Origin of the sequence: Pseudomonas kermanshahensis, from assembly GCF_014269205.2 — a bacterium.
Classification (GTDB): Bacteria; Pseudomonadota; Gammaproteobacteria; order Pseudomonadales; family Pseudomonadaceae; genus Aquipseudomonas; species Aquipseudomonas kermanshahensis.
Map to the genome: position 1 here is coordinate 3,272,828 of NZ_JABWRY020000001.1, position 19,281 is coordinate 3,292,108.

Consider the following 19,281-nt stretch of genomic DNA (forward strand, 5'->3'; position numbering starts at 1 on the left):
GCCCGGTCCCTGTCAGCGGTTGGCAATGGGGTAAATCTAGTAGTGCCAGGCCAGGGTGCAATGGGGTGTCGTGAAGAGAACATGGCGAACTTCCGGCCTCACGTTCCTCCCCCCTCACCGCCCCTTCTGGTAATACGGCTCGATGGCCTGCAGCCGCGGGTCGTCTGGTGCCACCGCGCGCATCCGCTCGACATAGCCGTAAGCCTGCTCGCGCTCGCCAGCCAATGCATGCAGGTAGATCAACGAATACAGCAGGTCGACGTTTTCTGGTGCTTGCTCCAAGCCGCTACGCAACGCTTGCAGGGCTTCGTCACGGCGGTTCATGCGAGACAGCAGCAGGCCCTGGTTGTAGCGAATGCGCGTATTGCCCGGCAGCGCCACGGCGGCCCGCTCCATCCAGCCCAGCGCCTCGTCGGGATTGCCGCGCTCGACCAGCAGCAAAGCCAGCATGTAGGCCAGGTTGCCACGATCGGCAGCGGGCATCTTGTCCAGCGCCACCCCCTCGCGCAGCAGGCTTTCGGCATCATCCAGGCGTTGCGCGCTGCTGGCCAGGGTCACCAGGTTGACTCGCGCCGGGACGAAATACGGGTCCATGCGCAAGGCTTGGCGATACTGCTCCACAGCCTGCTCGTCGCGGCCCTGGCGCTGCATAAGCACCGCCAGGTTGAGCCGCCCCCCTGGCAGGTCCGCGTTACTGCGCAAGCGCTGCTCGTAATCGTCAAGCAACGTTTTGAACGACTCGCGGCTGGCTTCAGGTAACTGTGCTGCCGGGACATCGGCCAAGGCCCGCACGGCTTCGTCGCGCACGGCCAAGGTGGGGTCTTCGAGCAGGGGCAGCAACGGTTTCAAACGCTGCTCGGGGGGCAGGCTGGTGAATCCGGCCACAGCGTAGGCGCGCACTAGCGGGTCTTTGTCCTGCAGTGCCCATTGCAAGTTGCTGGCCGCTGCGGTGCCCAAGTCTGCCAACTGGTCGGCGGCGGTGGCGCGGACGATGGCCGGGTTGCTCTTGTCCGCAAGCAGATAACCCAGGCGGCTCAGGGTAGTGCTCGGGTCCTCGCGCACGGCGTGGAAGTTCTGGCCGTAATGAGCGGGGCGCTTCGGTGACCCGAACCAACCTTCAATGGCCTTGGCCGCCCACTCGGGCTTGCGGTCTTGGTGGCAGGTGGTACAGGCATCCGGGCCGTTGCCCTCTGCGGCAAGGTCCGGCCGGGGTATACGCAGGCTGTGATCGCGCCTGGGGTCGATCACCATGTAATTTTTGCTGGGCATGTGGCAATTGACGCACTGCGAACCCGGCGAGCCGGCCGCGTGGTGATGGTGCGCGGGGCTGTCATAGTCCTTGGCCTGCAAGCCAGCGAAACGTGCAGCATTGGGCTGGGTGTTATGGCATTGCAGGCAAAGCCCGTTACCTTCTATGCGCACCTTGGTGGTATGCGGGTTATGGCAATCGGTACAACCGACACCGGCGGCGAACATCTTGCTCTGGGTAAATGAGCCGTACTCATAGACTTCGCCGTCGATCTGCCCATCGTCATGGTACAGGCCCGTGCGCAGCGTGGCGGGCAAGCTTTGGTCCAGCGGAGGGTGGCCCGGCATCTGGCCAGTGCCCAGGCTTTGTCGGCGGCTGTGGCAATAGGCGCATTGCTCTACCAAGCCCTTGCTGCCCAGCGCTTTGTAATCCACCGCAAGCCCTTGGGCAGGCGAAACGCCGGGGTGTTGGCTGGCCCAGTCAACATGGGCCTGGCCAGGGCCGTGGCAGCCCTGGCAACCCACAGTCTTTTCCTGCCAGGTACTGGCAAAACTGTCGTGGGTATCATCGTAATGCTTGACCAGCCGGGTCGAGTGACAGTCAGCGCACATACCGTTCCAGTTCTGGTAACGGCCCGTCCAGTGCAGCGGGTCGTCAGGAGCGAAGCGTTGCCCAGGGTACAACGAGAACCAGCGTTGACCGCCAAGCGCCGCCGGCCGGCTGTCCCAGGCGAGGGTCAAGGCCTGCAAGCGGCCGCGCGACAGCGCCACCAGGTACTGCTGCAGCGGCTCGAAGCCAAAGGTATAGAGCACCTTGAAGTCAGCCGGTTTGCCATCTTCGCCCTCGATGTTGACGAAAAAACTGTCACCCTTGCGGTAAAAGTGGGCCTTCACCCCGTCTTCGTCATAGCGCACGTCATTGAAGTTGCCCAGCACGTTGGCCGGGCTGACATCGCGCAACGCCCAGGAATGGTCGGACTGCTGCCATTGTTTGGCCTGCTCGGTATGGCACGCCTGGCAACTGGTCGCTTCCGCATAGCCCTCACGTTCCTTGGCCTGGGCCGGCAACTGCCCCTGCTCGGTGGCTGCCTGACTCAGCCCAACGGTGCACAGTGGCAGTAGCAAGACACCTATTCCGATAACCGCCCTCACCCTCTGCACTGCCTGTGCAATACACCCCATGCTTTAGCTCCACGGTCTGCGCTGTTCGCCCTGCAGCGGGCTGTTTTCGTTGATCAATCAATTTCGACGCGGGCTACCTGTTCCCCGCCTGAGGCGTCATCCACCCACTGCCAGAACAGCATGTACCCAACGGCCAGGATCACCGGCCCGATGAACAGGCCGATGATCCCCCCGGCCACCATGCCGCCCAGAGCACCGATCAGGATCACCGGCATCGGTACATTCACCCCTCGGCCGAGCAGCAATGGTTTGAGCACGTTGTCGGCCATGCCCGCGAGCACGCTGTATACGGCAAACACCACACTACCGACCGTGGCACCCTCGGTGAAGAACACGAAGCCCACCACCGGCAGGGTAATCAGCAGCACCGGCAATTACATGATCCCCAGCAACAGCACCAGTAACGCCAGCAGCCCTGCACCTGGGATACCCATGACCACGAAACCGACGCCTACCAGCACCATCTGCACAAAGGCGATGCCAACAACACCCTGAGCCACGGCGCGAATGGTGGCGATGCGCAGCGCGTTACGCTGCCCGCTGTCGCCATAGGCCATGTCGATACCCGACAGGATCAGCGCACCGATGAACATCAGAAAGCCCGTACCCACCCCTGCAAGCTTGCCCAGCACCACCATGCCAATGCCTTTGAGGTGAGGCACCACTTGCTGCATCAGGCTGGTCGCATCTGTGGCGCCCTGCTGCCACAGGGTGAACAGTTGCGACCCGACTAATGGCCAGGATTGGACGTCAGGGTTGGCGGGAGGAATGTGCCAGGCACCGTTTTCAAACAACATCAGCCCTGCGCGAATGAGTTCATCCAACAGTGCACGGGACAGATCCCGCTTGACCGGCAACGACTCCATCGGGCTCCCTCCAGACAATTGCGGTTCGGCCATGATCGCAATCGGTACTTGAATGATGGCAATCGCGGGCAGGTTCACCGTAGTACAACTCGATCGCGTTTGCCCATGAGGCCCTGCATGAGATGTCGATAACCCCCACCATTTTTTGCCCACCGAGAAACAGCTCTACTGTGCATCTCGTGATGCCCAAAGAAGGACGCTTGCCCATACGGCTCATGGCTGCAAAGCGTCATGAAACGCTCTCGACGGCGGTACCTTTGCGCACATCAACCAGCGTTCAGCCGTTCCTGCCTTACACCAGCGCGATGTCGCCAATTGAACATACCGGAACGCCGTTTTCGGCTCTTTAATGAGATGAGGCTGAGAACAGCCTGGTTTATGCAAGCGAAAAAAGCGTCAAGCGAAGGTTTCAGCCCCAGTCAGAGAGGAAGGCCACAAGCGGCTAGTTCGCCTTTACGTGTTTTGGACCAAGGAGTCGAGCATGCTTTTGCCTGTTGTTGGACACCGCTACCTACCGTTTTTGTTGGCCTTGGCCAGCGTTTGCGCCCACGCCGAGCAAGAGCCGACCGCCGAAGACCCGCAGTTGATCCGCATCCTGCTGGCAGCAGAGCTGGAAACCACCCTCTCCAGCCAGATGAGCGGCACACTGGGGGAGCTGAAAACCAGCTTCGGCGAGCACGTGACCAAAGGCGCGACCTTGGCGCGCTTCAATTGCAACGAGGCCCAAGCCCGCGGCAAGGTCGCCGTGGCCGAGCTGGCCATGGCCCGGCAGAACCTGGAAGCCAAAAAGCAACTGCGCAAACTCGACGCCGTCGGCGATATCGAAGTGGCCGCAGCCAATACCGAAGTGCAGAAGGCTGATGGCGCCCGTGCCATGGGCGAAGCGCAAATGAGCTACTGCCAGGTACTGGCCCCCTTCTCGGGCCATGTGGCCAAGGTTTACGTCAAGCCATACCAGACCGTCAGCGCGGGTACGCCACTGTTCGACCTGGTCAGCGACGGCGCATTGAAGGTGCGCCTGAATGTGCCCTCCAGCCAGCTGAAAAGCCTAAGCCCCGGCCAGCCGCTGCAGGTCAGCGTGCATGAGACGGGCAAAACCTACCCGGCCAAGGTCAGTGTGATCAACTCAAGGGTCGATGCCGTGGCGCAGACAGTGGAACTTGAAGCGCGCTTCGACCAGCGCTACCCCGAACTGATCGCCGGTATGAGCGGCACGGCGCGGTTCGACCATGACCGTGAATAGACCACTGCCCCACCCGCAGCTGTTGCTGCAACTGGACGCCCTGCGCGATAAAGCCATGGCCGCCGAAACGCTGGGCGCGCTGGCATTCAGCATGGCCAACGACCTGTACCCGCTACTGCCCTTCCACCAGTCGCTGGTGTTCGAGCAAGGCAACAGCGGCTTGGAGCTGCTGTGCGTGTCGGGCCTGGCGCGCCCCAGCGAAGACTCGCCCTACCTGGTCTGGCTCAGACGCGCCAGCCGTTGGTTGGCCGAGCGCTTGGTCGAGCCGCAGCCCGCCTGGTTGACCCAGGCCGACGCCGCGCCACCTGAAGACATCGCCGAGGGCTGGGCCGAGTGGTGGCCTACCGGCCTGTGGTGCATCCCCTTGCATGCCCCGACCGGCCATCGCCTTGGCCTGCTGGTATTGCTGCTGGAAGAAGCACCGCCGGCGGTGGTGCACCAGCAGCTGGATGGTTTGACGCGCACCTGGGCCTATTGCTGGCATGCGCTGACCCGGCGCCGGCGAATCGGCCGCTGGCGCCCCAGCCGCCGCCAGGTGCTGATCACCCTGCTGGTGGCCGCCGGACTGTTGCTGCTCCCAGTGCGGCAAACGGCGTTGGCACCGGCACAGATCGTGTCGCGCCAGGCACAGATCGTCAGTTCACCGATCGACGGCGTGATCGCCCAGGTACTGGTGCGCCCCAACCAGCCGGTGGAAGCCGACACCCCGCTGTTCACCCTCGACGAAACCACCCTGCGCAGCCGCGCCGAGGTACTCGGCAAGGAAGTCGCGGTGGCCGACGCCGAGCTGCTAGCCGCCAGCCAGCGTGCATTCGACAACCCGCAAAGCAAGAACGAGCTGACCTTGCTGCAAGGCCGTGCCCAGCAACGTCGCGCCGAGCTGGCCGCGGTGCAAGCGCAGTTACGGCGTACCCAGGTGCTGGCACCACGGGCCGGGGTTGCTGTGTTCAGCGACCCCAACGACTGGCTCGGCAAGCCGGTATCGACCGGCGAGCGCATCATGCACGTGGCCGACCCGGCACAACCGGCCATGCAGATCCAGCTGGCCGTGGCCGATGCCATCGCCCTGGAGCCGGGCGCCGAGGTCACGCTGTTCCTCACCGCCTATCCGCTCAGCCCGCTCAAGGGCAAAATCCTCGAAACCAGCTACCAGGCCAAGCCCAGTGATGACGGCGTGGTCGCCTACCGCCTGCTGGCCAGCATCGACGAACGCTCCGAGCATGCCCGCCTGGGCCTGCACGGCACCGCCAAACTGTACGGCGGCCGGGTAATGCTCGGTTATTACCTGCTGCGCCGGCCGCTGGCCACGGTGCGTGCCTGGAGTGGCTGGTGATGCTCGACCTGTCCGACCTGCCGCTGCCCCCGCTGCGCGAGGACCTGCGCCTGTGCGAGGCCGCCGACAGCCGTGAAGGGGAACCGGCATGGATGATCCACGACACCGTGGTCAACCGTTTCTACCGGATTGGCTGGTTGGAGTTCGAGTGCCTGCTGCGCTGGGGCCAGACGCCGCGCCAGATCAGCGAACAAGTATCGCGGGACAGCGCGCTCAACCCCGATGTCGAGCAGGTGCTGGCGCTGCGCACGTTCCTCGAACACCACCACCTGCTGCGCCCCGGCCCCGAGCAATTGGCCAAACTGCAGGCCGCGAGCGAGGCGCGCACCTGGTCGAGCTGGCGTTGGTGGTTGCACCACTACCTGTTCTTCCGCGTGCCGCTGCTGCGCCCGCAAGCCGGCCTGCAGCGCCTGGCGGTAGCGCTAGGCTGGCTGTTCCATCCGCTTACCGGCGTGCTGGTGATCGGCCTGACCCTGCTCGGGATCATCCTGGTGATGCAGCAGTGGGACGCCTTCACCCATGCAGTGGTCGAGTCGTTCTCCACCGAAGGCCTGTTCAGTTTTGCCCTGGCTCTGGTGGTCGCAAAAACCCTGCACGAGCTTGGCCACGCGCTGGTCGCCACACGCCTGGGCTTGCGCGTGGGGCACATGGGCGTGGCGTTTCTGGTGCTGTGGCCGATGCTCTACACCGACACCGGCGAAAGCTGGAAACTCAAGCGCGCCCACCAGCGCCTGGCCATCGCCTCGGCCGGCATCGTCACCGAATTATCCCTGGCAGGCCTGGCCACCCTCGGCTGGGCGCTGTGCGACGACGGCGCCCTGCGCAACGCGCTGCTGTACCTGGCGACCACCAGCTGGGTGCTGTCGCTGGCCCTCAACGCCAGTCCGTTCATGCGCTTCGACGGCTACTTCATCCTCAGCGACCTGCTCGACTTCCCCAACCTGCACGAGCGCGCCTCGGCGCTGGCGCGGGTTGCCCTGCGGCGCAACCTGCTTGGGCTCAACGAGCCATGGCCCGAGCCATTCCCGGTAGGGCAACGCCGCCTGCTGGTGGCGTTCGCTTTTGCCACTTGGCTGTACCGCCTGGTGCTGTTCCTCGGCATTGCCGTGGCGGTGTACCTGTTCTTCTTCAAACTGCTAGGGATCGTGCTGTTCATGGTCGAGTTGGCGTGGTTTATCGCGCTGCCGGTGAAACGTGAGCTGAGCCACTGGTGGCAACAGCGGGCACGCATCCCGGGTCAGCGCAAACGGCTGTTCTACCTAGGCGCAGGCCTTGTTGTACTGGCGCTGGCGGTGCCTTGGCACAGCCAGGTCGACGCCGTTGGCGTAGCCCGGGCCGAACACCAGTTGCGCGTGTACACGCCCTACCCTGCGCGGCTGAAAAGCTTGCATTCGCAAGGCCACGTCAAGGCTGGCGACGTGCTGGCAGTGCTCGAAGAGCCAGACCTGGATTCGCGCATGCGCAGCAGCCAGGCCAGCGCCCGCAGCTATCAGGCGCGCCTTTCTGGGCTGCTGGCCGACCCCGCCGGGCTGACCGAGGACGCTGCCACCCAGCAACGCCTGAAGGTGCAGAACGAAGAAGCCCGCGCGGCACGCATCGAAATCGCCCGCCTCAACCTGCAGGCGCCATTCGCCGGCACCTGGCTGGACCTGGACCCGGACTGGCGCCCTGGCCAGTGGCTCAACCGCCAGGAACCGCTGGGCATGCTGATCGACCCCAGTCACTGGCAGGTCGATGCCTACGTCGCCCAGGACCAGGTGCACCACCTGGCTGTGGGCAATGCCGTGAAATTTTACCCCGAAGGCCAGGCCACCGCGCTGCGCGGCAAAGTGCTGGCCATTGGCAGCACCCGCGCCGGGCAGTTGGCCCACCGCATGTTGTCTTCGCATTTCGGCGGCCCGGTGCCGACCAGCGGCCAGTCGCTGGTGCCCAGCAACGCGCTGTTCCAGGTACTGGTCGCGTTGGATGAGCCGTTGGCCAGCGTGCGCGAAACCCGCGGCAAGCTGCAGATCGAAGGGGAAAAACGCAGCCTCCTCGGTGAGCTGGGTAAATGGATTCTGGGAGTCGGGCTGCGCGAAAGCGGCTTCTGAAGACCTTCCGGCGCCTCAGCCGGCACCCCGAAAAAACCGGACTAGGATTGATTTAGTTTCGGAAATGGCATCGTAACTTCTGGGCAGGATTGGAAATGGACATCAAGAGCAGAGCCGGCTTCGCCATGGTTTCGCGCCCTCGGTCGCAGACAGTTGCCCTTGAGCAACGCATCCTCTTCGACGGCGCTGGCGCAGCGGCTGTCGACCAGCAGCATCACAGTGATGCAGGTACAGCAGAGGCCAAGGACACCCGCCACCCGGCCCCTACTGCCAGCGAGGCACAAACCACCACAGCGGCGCCCGCCCCCCGCAACCTGGTGGTCATCGATGCCCGGGTGGAAAACCGCGACCAGCTGGCAGCCAACCTGCCAACCGGTACCACCGCGCTGGTGGTGGACCCTGGCCAGGATGCCATCGCAGCCATCAGCAATGCCCTGGCGCAGTTGGGCAAGGTCGACTCGATCCAAGTGTTCTCGCACGGCGCGTCTGGCCAGTTCACCCTGGGCAACCAGGTATTCACCAGCCAAACCGTCGAGCAGCTGGGCGACCGCCTGAGCGCCTGGCGCGGTGAACTCAACGCGGGCGCGGACATCCAGTTGTATGGCTGCGATGTAGGTGCCAGCAGTGCAGGCCAGGCGCTGGTGAACGAACTGGCGCGCTGGACCGGCGCTGACGTCGGCGCCTCCAGCAACGCCACCGGCAGCCAACTGGCCGGCGGCGACTGGCGCCTTGAGGTCAGCAATGGCGATGTTGACAAGACCATTGCCCTGGCAGCAGCCACCCTGAACGGCTTCCAAGGCCTGCTGGCCGATGCCAGCCCGACCGCCAGCCTGAGCAGCGGCGGTGCCGAGGTGCAACTGGGCGAGCAATTCAACTTCACCGTCAGTTTCAGCAACCCGTCGACCCAGGAAGGCTATGCGCCGTTCCTCGATGTTTTCATACCGGCCACCGGGCGCGACGGCGACGATGGTGCCACCTTCGTCTCCGCCACCTACTTGGGCCAGGCGGTGAACAGCTTCGTGATCACCTTCGATGCCAACGGCAATGCCACCCACCCGTTGGCCAAGGACGCCAGCGGCAATGCCCTGGTGATCAATGCCGCCAGCGTCGGCATGAAGCCCGGCGACCAGATGGTGGTGCTGCAACTGCCCTACGCCAGCGTCACCAACGGCCAGCCCACGATCGATGTGCAGATTACCGCACAGTTGAGCAACCTGGCCGACACCAGCTACTCCGACGGCGCGCCTAACCTCACCATCAATGCCCGCGCTGGTTTCGAGTACGGTAACGATTCGCTGAACAATCCGGCGCAGGACCCAAGCCGGGTAGAAAGCGCGCTGCACAGCTTCATCGTCACCCCGACCCTGCTCAAGGTCACGCAAACGGTCAACCTGCCAGAAGGCGAAACGGTAACCGGGCCGAACTTCACCCGTACCCAGACCGTGACCGTAACCCCGGCCCCCGGGCAAACGCTAAGCAATGTCACCGTCACCCAGACCGTGCCCGACCAGGTGCACGTCAGCGCCATCACGCCGGGGGCCGGTGGCACCCTGACGTCGGTCACCCTTCACGACGGCACGGTGCTGACCAACCCCCTGCTTATCGCTGCGGCATTGGCCAACCCCAACGCCTTCGTGGCCAGCTATGAGATCCATTACGACACCCTGAGCGCGGCCAGCGAAACCCAAGTCAGCTTCTATGTGCCGGAGATCGACGCCAACGGCCGGCCAGTGATCGACCCGACCACCGGTAATCCGACCACCATCAACTTCGGCACCGCCAGCGTGACCGGTGGCTGGAACCCGCTCGACCCACGCGACCGCCCCACCGACCCGGAGGGTTATCCGTTCACCGAGACCGGCAATGGCCAAGGCGTGACCTTCGTCGCCAAGTCGATCACGCTGCTCAAGCAGGTGGACCTGCAAAATGACGTGGGCACGCCCGGCCTCACACCCGGCGACACTTTGCGCTACACCTTGGATGTGGCCATTTCCGACTTCTTCGCCTTTGGCGAAAACATCCTCGAACAGGGCCAGTTCACCCTGACCGACCAGCTCGGCGACGGCCAAACGTTCGACCCGAGCAACCCACCTACGCTGATCATCCAGCAGCATGGTGGGTCCCAGGCCATTGCCTTGGTCTACACCCAGACGGTGAATGCCGACGGCAGCACCACGCTGGTCTTCGACATTGCCGAGTCCATTCGCCAGGCGGTTGCCGGCCCTGGCGTGGCGGCGCTGTTCGGCGACCTTTACGACGACACCCTACAGGAAGGTGCCACACGCCTGAGCATCGTCTACGACGCACTGGTCGACACCACCTACACCAGTGACCACCCACCCCACGACCAACTCAACGAAGGTGACAGCGTTGGTAACAACGCCACGGTGGATGCCACCGTGCTGCGCGATGCGGTCAACCTGGGCGGGACCCAGACAGACGGGTCCAGTACCACCAGCACCATCGCAAGCTCCTCGGTCGATATCGAACTCACTCAGGTCAACGGCGGCAACCCGCCGAGCAACGGCGAGCTGCGCCCGGGCGATGTGGTGACCTTCACCATCAGCTACGACTTGCTGGTGGCCGATTACGAGAACTTCAAACTCACGGCGTACCTGCCCTTGCCCTTGCTCAATGCCAGCGGCATCAGCTGGAGTGTCGGCAGCGGGATTGGCCAGTGGACGTTTGGCAGCGGTAATACCATTCTCGACGTACCCGACAGCGTCACCACCGGCCCCGGCAACTCGATCGTGTTCGACTTCGGCAACTTCGTCTCCGATGGGCTCAATGGCGGTACCGTGCAGGTGCGCTTCACCATGGTGGTGGGCGACCAGCCATTTGCCGATCAGCGTGAACTCGACGTGCTGGCGCAGTCGAGCCAGACCACCACGGTCGACAAGACTGTGCTCACCTCATCGGATGTGGCGGTGATCCAGTCGGTCGCTGAGCCGGTGCTGGACATCAAGCACGGCGTGGTGTCCAGCAGCAACGGCACAGTCACCGGCACCACCGGCAGCTGGGCCGCCCCCGGCAGCAGCGGTGTGCCGTTCAGCGGCAGCGTGACCAGCCTGGCGGCGGTGGACGGCAATGTCAGCGGCATCGACGGGGCCGACAACCTGCGTCTGGCCACCGCCCTGAAAAACACCGGCGGCGGCGGTGCCTACGATGTCAGCACCAGCATCACCTTGCCCGCAGGCCTGTCGTTCGTCGGCGGCAGCCTGGGCGCGGCCAACCTGCAGATCTACCGCGGGGACGGCAGCGTGCTGGTGCAGGGCACCGACTACCGCGTCGACGGCAACGCCATTACCTTCCTCGACGCCAACGGCCAGGCCACCCTGCTGGCAGGCCGCGCCGGCACCGCCAGCGACCTGTCCGGGGCCAACGTGGTGGTGATCACCTACGACGTCAACGTGGACAATGCCATCCTCGCCTCCAGCACGCTGCAGAGCACTGCCGCGCTGACTTACTACGCCAGCGTCGATGGCGGCCAGGACTTCACCCCCACCGACCTGACTGAGGTCGCCAACCAGCAAGTCGCCGCGCCGACCATCAGCAAGACCTACAAGGACGGCAGCCTGACCGAGGACGACTCCAGCGCCGGGCACACCACGGGCAGCAACCTGGTGATTGGCGAAAGCATCACCTACGACATCGTCGTCACCCTGCCCGAGGGTTCGACGGGCAGCCTGCGCATCAATGACTTGATCCCCCCGGGCCTGCGGCTGGACCAACGGTTCAATGGCAACCTGGGCTATGAAATCATCACCAGCACCACAGCCAGTGCTACCCTCACGGCCGATTTCAACGGTGTGCTCAACGTCAACCCGGTGACCCTGGACGGCAGCGACGGCGCCGACCTGATGCTGGTGTTCGCCAGCGCCGGGGCCACGGCCGACAACATTACCGGCAACAACAGCTTCGTCATCCGCCTGGTGCTGGTGGCCAGCAACGTGACCGGTAACCAGCAAGGCACCACGCTGAACAACGGCGCGCAGCTGGTGTACAGCGATCCGGATGGCGACACCCCCAACGGCACCACCGCCGTGGACCGCAACATCAACAGTGCCGAACAGCCCGGCGTGACCATCGTCGAGCCGACCCTCAGCGTCACCCAGCAGATTACCTCGACCCCCTCGTTTGGTGGCTTCGACCAAGGCGATACCGTCACCTTCACCATCACCGTGGCCAACAATTCGGGCACCGACGCGTTCGACATCAGCCTGCTGGACGTGCTGCCGACTGAAATCGATAACCTGGTGATCAGTGGCACCATCCAGTACAGCGGCGGCGCCACTAACAACGGCGGCGTTGATTTCGTCATCCTCAACGGCCAGTTGGTGACCGCTAATGGCGCCAACATCGACATCGCTAACGGCGGGAGCATCGTCATCACCCTGACCGGCGTGGTCAATGCCACGGCCGCAGGCGAGGCAGCGATCGCCAACAACGTCGTGGTGCGCTGGAGCAGCCTGGACGGCAGCAGCAACAGCACCGATACCGTCAATGGCGAGCGCAGCGGCGACGATGGCCTGCTCAATTCAGGCGTGCTCAACGATTACCGGGTGCTGAGTGCCTTGCTGATCCCGGTCACCAACGGCATCCAGGTGTCCCGCGTCGGCGGCGTCACCGACACGCCCCCGGCCACCAACGGCAGCGGCACCATCGACACCAGCGGCCTGTTGGAAACCGTGGTAGTCGGCGAAATCGTCCGTTACCGCGTGGCCGTGCTGGTACCGACCGGCGACAACCCCAATTACCAGATCCGCATCGAGCTGGCCGCCGGCCTGGAGTTCATCACCGCCGACCTCAACAACATCCTGATCGCCATGGTGTCGAGCCAGCTAGGCGGCTTGACCACCGACGCCACCGACCTGGTGCTCGGCGACGGCAATTCGCTGTATATGACCGGCAACCAGAACAGCGATGTGGCCTTGCCGATCCACCCCGATCTGGGCGGCGTGGTGCCCTCGGGTGTTTTCGATGGTGACAATGGCCGGCTGCAGATCACGACCAACCAAGACGGCAGCCAGACCATCACCTTCAATCTTGGCAACGTGACCAATGGCGAGGCCAATGACAGCGATATCGAAGGCGTGATCCTCGAGTTCAACGTGCGCGTCAACAACGTGACCGGCAACCAGGCCAACACCCAGCTGGGCATGACAGTGTTCGAACACGTGGGCCCGGGCGATGGCGTTGACCGCGGCCGCAGCGATACGGTGTTCGAGCGCGTGGTGGAGCCCAGCTTCACCAGCATGCAGAAGTCGGTCATCGACGTCGCCCCGGGCGCCGGCACGACCACGGCCACCGTCTCGGTGAGTTTCACCCAGGATGGCGGCGCGCCCGCCTACAACACCCACCTGACCGACCAGTTCCCCAATGGCAGCAACTACCAGGTGCAAAGCATCCTGCTCAATGGCGTGGCGCTGGACCTGGGTAACCTGCCCAGCGGCATCAGCTTCAGCGATGGCAGCGGTATCGTCATGGACTTCGCACGGCTTGCGCCCAACGACGCGATCCAGGTGATCTACACCGTCACTCTACCCAACGTGACCATCGCCGACGACGCCGCCAGTTCCGCCGTGCTCACCTGGACCAGCCTGCCCACCGACTTTGAAACCAACGGGTGGGGCGGTTCGCTGCCCGCGGGTGCTGGCGCTGCCGACGGCGAGCGCACCGGCCAGGACGGCGCAACCGGCCTGAACAACTACATCCTCAGCGATGGCGCCGGCATGGGCGTGATCCAGGGCACGCTGTGGGACGATACCCGCAGCGCTACGGACAACGTCAGCCCGGACGGGCCCGGGCTGGACGGCATCGGCGTCACCCTGACCTGGGCCGGTGACGACGGTCAGTTCGGCACCGCGGACGACCGCACGTTCAACACCGTTACCGCCAATGGCGGCCTCTACCAGTTCGCCCTGCTGCCCTCCGGCAGCTACCTGATCGCGGTGGCACAAGACCACCAAGTCAGCACCAACAACACCTTCCGGGTGCGTATCGACACCGACACGGGCGCTGCGGCTACAGGCCTGGGCAGCATCAACCTGGCACTCGGCGAAGGCACAACCGGCACCGCCGACGCCGGCTACGTGCATGTGAACGAGGCGCCGGTCAATACGGTGTCCGACCAGCACGGCCAGGAAGACACGGTATTGCACATCGGTGGCCTGGCCATCAGTGACGTGGACGTCAACGCCGGCACTGCCGACGGCGTCATGACCATTACCCTGACCGTGGTACACGGGGTCATCTGGCAAACCGCCACCCCGCCGGAGGCCACAGCTACACCTCCTGCCGGCGTTGGACGCAGCCTGGTCCTTACCGGCACCTTGGCCGAACTGAACGTGTTGCTGAGCCAGCTGTATTACAAAGGCGACCAGGACTTCAACACCTTCCGCGACTCGGAAACCCTGACCATGGTCACCAATGACCAGGGCAATTTCGGCGACGCACCGGTCAACGGCGACGGCGTGCCCGGGCAGAACCCGGTCGATGCGCTGACCGACACCGACGTGATGAACATCATCATCGACCCGGTCAACGATGCCCCGATCGCCAACGCCGACCTGGCCATCGCCGTGGAAGCCGGTGGCTTCAACAACGCCGACCCGGGCGTGAACCCCACCGGCAACGTGCTGGCCAACGACACCGATGTCGATATTCAGACCAACAATGACGTGCTTACCGTCACCCGCATCGCCAACAACACCACCCCCGGTGGAGTCGCAGTGGCCGCCAATGGGGTCACGACCTTGCAAGGGCTGTACGGCACCTTGTCGATCACCGCCAGCGGCGGTTTCCAGTACATCGTCGACAACGACAACCCTGAGGTGCAGGCACTGCGCACCGCCGGCAACTTCATCAGTGATTTCTTCGGCTATGACATCGTCGACATCGGCGGTTTGACCAGCAGCTCGGTGCTGCAGATCAATATCCATGGCGCCAACGACACCCCGGTGGCCCATGGCGATGTTGGCACCGCCATCGAAGCCGGAGGCACCAACAACGGCACCACGGGGCAGGATGCCACGGGCAATGTGCTGGACAACGACACCGACGTCGACTCAGTGGCCTTGGGCGAGACCAAGCAGGTCAGCGCGGTGCGCTTCGATGGGCTGGGCGGCGGCCGGATCATTCCGGTGGTCAGCGGCCAATCGAGCAGCGTGCTGGCCGACTTCGGCAGCTTGACCATCAACGCCGACGGCAGCTACCGCTACGTCATCGACAACAGCAACGCCGCGGTGCAGGCACTATCCCGAGGGCAGACTCTTGTCGAGCAGTTCACCTACCAGATGGTCGATGCTGGGGGCCTGAGTTCGGTGACCGTGCTGGTGATCACCATTCAGGGCGCCAACGATGCGCCGGTGGCCGTGGACGACCACGGCACCGCCAGCGCGGGTGCCAGCGACGGCAGCACCGTGCCGGTCAACGCCAGCGGTAACGTGATCACCGGCGATGGCGGCGTGGGCGCCGACACGGACGTCGACAACTTCGACCAACCAACCGCGACCCAGCTCAAGGTCGATGGCGTGCGCAGCGGCCTGGAAGTCACGGGCGGTACCCTTACGCCGATCGCCAACGGCGCACCTGCAACCCTCACTGGCACAGTCGCCCGCCTGGCTGACAGTAGCCTGATCAGCGGCGACTTCGGCCAGCTGCTTCTGAACGAAGACGGCAGCTACACCTTCGAGGTCAACAGCGCCGACCCGGCCATCCGAGCGCTAGCGGCCGGGCAAACCCTAGACGTGATCTTTACCTACCAGATCCACGACAGCGGCGGCCTGACCGACCAGGCGCAACTGGTGATCACTGTCACCGGCGTCAACGACCCACCCGTGGTCAACCCGGTCACGGTCGATGCCATCGAGGCCGGTGGAGTGAACAACGCCCAGCCGGGCCTGGACCCAAGCGGCAGCATCCGCGGCGCGTATACTGACCCGGACGGCGATCCCCTGATCGTCAGCGCCGTGGTCAACCCCAACGGTGTCAACGGCACGCCAGGCCAAGCCCTGGCCGGCAACTACGGCAGCCTGGTGTTGGATGCCCAAGGCAACTACCGCTACGTGGTGGACAACAGCAACGCTGCGGTTCAGGCCCTGCGCACCGATACCGACCAACTGACCGAGGTGTTCCAGTACAGTGTCAGCGATGGCAACGGCAAAATCGTCACTGCCACCCTCACCGTCATCATTCACGGCCGCAACGACACCCCTGTTGCGACCAGTGACGCCGCCACCGCCATCGAAGCCGGTGGCACCAGCAATGGCACGCCCGGGCAGGATGCCGCCGGCAACGTGCTGGATAACGACACCGACGTCGATGCCGTGGCCCTGGGCGAAACCAAGCAAGTCAACGCAATCCGCTTCGATGGCGCCGGTGGCGGCCAACTGGTACCGGTGGCCAACGGCCAAGCGACCAGCGTGCCAGCCAGCTTCGGCAGCTTGACCATCAACGCCGACGGCAGCTACCGCTACGTCATCGACAACAGCAACGCTACCGTGCAGGCGCTCTCCCCAGGCCAAGCGCTGGTCGAGCAGTTCACTTACCAGGTGGTCGATACTGATGGCCTGACCGCCGTCACCGTGCTGGTGATCACCATTCAGGGCGCCAACGATGCGCCGGTGGCCGTCGACGACCACGGTACTGCCAGCGCGGGGGCTACCGATGGCAGCCCGGCGCCAGTAAACGCCAGCGGTAACGTAATCACTGGCGATGGCGGCGTGGGCGCCGACACGGACGTCGATAACCTTGACCAACCCACCGCCACCCAGCTCAAAGTCGATGGCGTACGCAGCGGCCTGGAAGTCACGGACGGTACCCTTACGCCGGTCGCCAACGGCGCGCCGGCCACTATCACCGGTACGGTTGGCCGCCTGGCGGATAACAGCCTGATCAGTGGCAACTTCGGGCAGTTGATCCTCAATGAGGACGGCAGCTACACCTTCGAAGTCAACAGCGCCGACCCAACCCTCCTCGCTTTGACGGCTGGGCAGAACCTGGACGTGATCTTCACTTATCAGATTCATGACAGCGGTGGCCTGACCGATCAGGCGCAACTGGTGATCACCGTCACCGGCGTCAACGACCCGCCCGTGGTCAACCCGGTCACAGTCGACGCCATCGAGGCCGGTGGGGTGAACAACGGCCAGCCGGGGCTCGACCCAAGCGGCAGCATCCGCAGCGCATATAGCGATCCGGACGGCGATACCCTGACCGTCAGCACCGTGGTCAGCCCAAATGGCATCAATGGCACACCGGGCCAAGCACTGGCCGGCAACTACGGCAGCCTGGTGTTGGATGCCCAAGGCAACTACCGCTACGTGGTGGACAACAGCAACGCTGCGGTTCAGGCCCTGCGCACCGATACCGACCAACTGACCGAGGTGTTCCAGTACAGCGTCAGCGATGGCAACGGCAAAATCGTCACTGCCACCTTCACCGTCATCATCCACGGCCGCAACGACACCCCTGTTGCGACCAGTGACGCCGCCACCGCCATCGAAGCCGGTGGCACCAACAATGGCACGCCCGGGCAGGATGCCACCGGCAACGTGCTGGACAACGACACCGACGTCGACGCCGTGGCCCTGGGCGAAACCAAGCAGGTGAACGCGATCCGCTTCGATGGCACCGGGGGCGGACAACTGGTACCAGTGGCCAGCGGCCAAGCGACCTGCGTGCCAGCCAGCTTCGGCAGTTTGACCATCAACGCCGACGGCAGCTACCGCTACGTCATCGACAACAGCAACGCCACCGTGCAGGCGCTTTCCCCAGGCCAAGCGCTGGTCGAGCAGTTCACTTACCAGGTGGTCGATACTGATGGCCTGACCGCCGTCACCGTGCTGGTGATCACCATTCAGGGCGCCAACGATGCGCCGGTGGCCGTCGACGACCACGGTACTGCCAGCGCGGGGGCTACCGATGGCAGCCCGGCGCCAGTAAACGCCAGCGGTAACGTGATCACTGGCGATGGCGGCGTCGGTGCCGACACGGACGTCGATAACCTTGACCAACCCACCGCGACCCAGCTCAAGGTCGATGGCGTGCGCAGCGGCCTGGAAGTCACTGGTGGCACGCTTACCCCAGTGGCCAACGGCGCGCCGGCCACTATCACCGGTACGGTTGGCCGCCTGGCGGATAACAGCCTGATCAGTGGCAACTTCGGGCAGTTGATCCTCAATGAGGACGGCAGCTACACCTTCGAGGTCAACAGCGCCGACCCAACCCTCCTTGCTTTAACGGCTGGGCAGAGCCTGGACGTGATCTTTACCTATCAGATCCACGACAGCGGTGGCCTGACCGATCAAGCGCAGTTGGTGATCACCGTCACCGGCGTCAACGACCCCCCCGTGGTCAATCCGGTCACGGTCGATGCCATCGAGGCCGGTGGGGTGAACAACGGCCAGCCGGGGCTCGACCCGAGCGGCAGCATCCGCAGCGCATATAGCGATCCGGACGGCGATACCCTGACCGTCAGCACCGTGGTCAGCCCAACAACCGGGCCAAGCACTGGCCGGCAACTACGGCAGCCTGGTGTTGGATGCCCAAGGCAACTACCGCTACGTGGTGGACAACAGCAACGCTGCGGTTCAGGCCCTGCGCACCGATACCGACCAACTGACCGAGGTGTTCCAGTACAGCGTCAGCGATGGCAACGGCAAAATCGTCACTGCCACCTTCACCGTCATCATCCACGGCCGCAACGACACCCTGTTGCGACCAACGCCGCCACCGGCCGGCAACTACGCCCGCAGCCTGGCAACGTGCTGGACAACGACACCGACGTCGACGGCAACGAAACCAACCGCGATCCGCGATGGCACCGGGGGCGGACAACAGGTACCAACGGCTGCGGTTGCCAGCCAGCAGACGGCCGCGACAACAGCAACGCCACCGTGCAGGCGCTTTCCCCAGGCCAAGCGCTGGTCGAGCAGTTCACCTATCAGGTGGTCGATACCGACGGCCTGACCGCTGTCACCGTGCTGGTGATCACCATTCAGGGCGCCAACGATGCGCCGGTGGCCGTCGACGACCACGGTACTGCCAGCGCGGGGGCTACCGATGGCAGCCCGGCGCCAGTAAACACCAGCGGTAACGTAATCACTGGCGATGGCGGCGTCACCGGACGTCGATAACATCCATGGCCGCAACGTGCGCAGCGACCCCACTGGTGGCGCTTACCCCAGTGAATCGGTACGATGACAACGCCATTGATCCTCAATGGGACCGAAGCAACGGGCGGCACAGCGTGCTTTACAACGCCTGACCAGGGCACGCAACGCTCGACGCCATCGAGGCCGGTGGGGTGAACAACGG

At 64.3% G+C, this 19,281-nt stretch carries 4 protein-coding genes and 2 pseudogenes; 4 read left to right on the forward strand and 2 right to left on the reverse strand.

What is annotated here, in order from left to right; genetic code table 11:
* Positions 1 to 114: 114 nt before the first annotated feature.
* Together HU764_RS14905 and HU764_RS14910 are read right to left on the reverse strand one after the other, a co-directional pair.
* Positions 115 to 2,430 (reverse strand): tetratricopeptide repeat protein, encoded by a 2,316-nt coding sequence (locus HU764_RS14905; RefSeq protein WP_186704138.1) that lies wholly within the window; start codon positions 2,428 to 2,430, stop codon positions 115 to 117.
* A 53-nt stretch (positions 2,431 to 2,483) separates the two neighbouring features.
* Positions 2,484 to 3,386, reverse strand: a pseudogene (locus HU764_RS14910) (AI-2E family transporter); the annotation flags it as partial.
* Between the two features lie 391 nt (positions 3,387 to 3,777).
* Between HU764_RS14910 and HU764_RS14915 the strand changes: the two are divergent.
* The 4 genes and pseudogenes from HU764_RS14915 to HU764_RS14930 all read left to right on the forward strand — a co-directional run.
* Positions 3,778 to 4,539 carry an efflux RND transporter periplasmic adaptor subunit gene (locus tag HU764_RS14915; protein ID WP_186704139.1) on the forward strand — a complete coding sequence of 254 codons (762 nt, stop codon included), beginning with the start codon at positions 3,778 to 3,780 and terminating at the stop codon, positions 4,537 to 4,539.
* Positions 4,526 to 5,872, forward strand: coding sequence for an efflux RND transporter periplasmic adaptor subunit (locus HU764_RS14920; protein WP_186704140.1), 1,347 nt, complete (start codon positions 4,526 to 4,528; stop codon positions 5,870 to 5,872). The genes HU764_RS14915 and HU764_RS14920 overlap by 14 nt, the downstream gene beginning before the upstream one ends.
* The gene (locus HU764_RS14925) at positions 5,872 to 7,962 is read left to right on the forward strand and encodes a site-2 protease family protein (RefSeq protein WP_186704141.1); all 2,091 of its coding nucleotides are present in this window, start codon (positions 5,872 to 5,874) and stop codon (positions 7,960 to 7,962) included. The genes HU764_RS14920 and HU764_RS14925 overlap by 1 nt, the downstream gene beginning before the upstream one ends.
* Positions 7,963 to 8,057: 95 nt before the next feature.
* Positions 8,058 to 19,085, forward strand: a pseudogene (locus tag HU764_RS14930) (VCBS domain-containing protein); the annotation flags it as partial.
* Positions 19,086 to 19,281: the final 196 nt, after the last annotated feature.

What these genes read in the sequence shown, in the direction of transcription:
- HU764_RS14915 (WP_186704139.1), top strand. Translation starts at nt 3,778, where the DNA reads ATGCTTTTGCCTGTTGTTGGACACCGCTACCTACCGTTTTTGTTGGCC.
- HU764_RS14905 (WP_186704138.1), bottom strand. Translation starts at nt 2,430, where the DNA reads ATGGGGTGTATTGCACAGGCAGTGCAGAGGGTGAGGGCGGTTATCGGA.
- HU764_RS14925 (WP_186704141.1), top strand. Translation starts at nt 5,872, where the DNA reads ATGCTCGACCTGTCCGACCTGCCGCTGCCCCCGCTGCGCGAGGACCTG.
- HU764_RS14920 (WP_186704140.1), top strand. Translation starts at nt 4,526, where the DNA reads ATGACCGTGAATAGACCACTGCCCCACCCGCAGCTGTTGCTGCAACTG.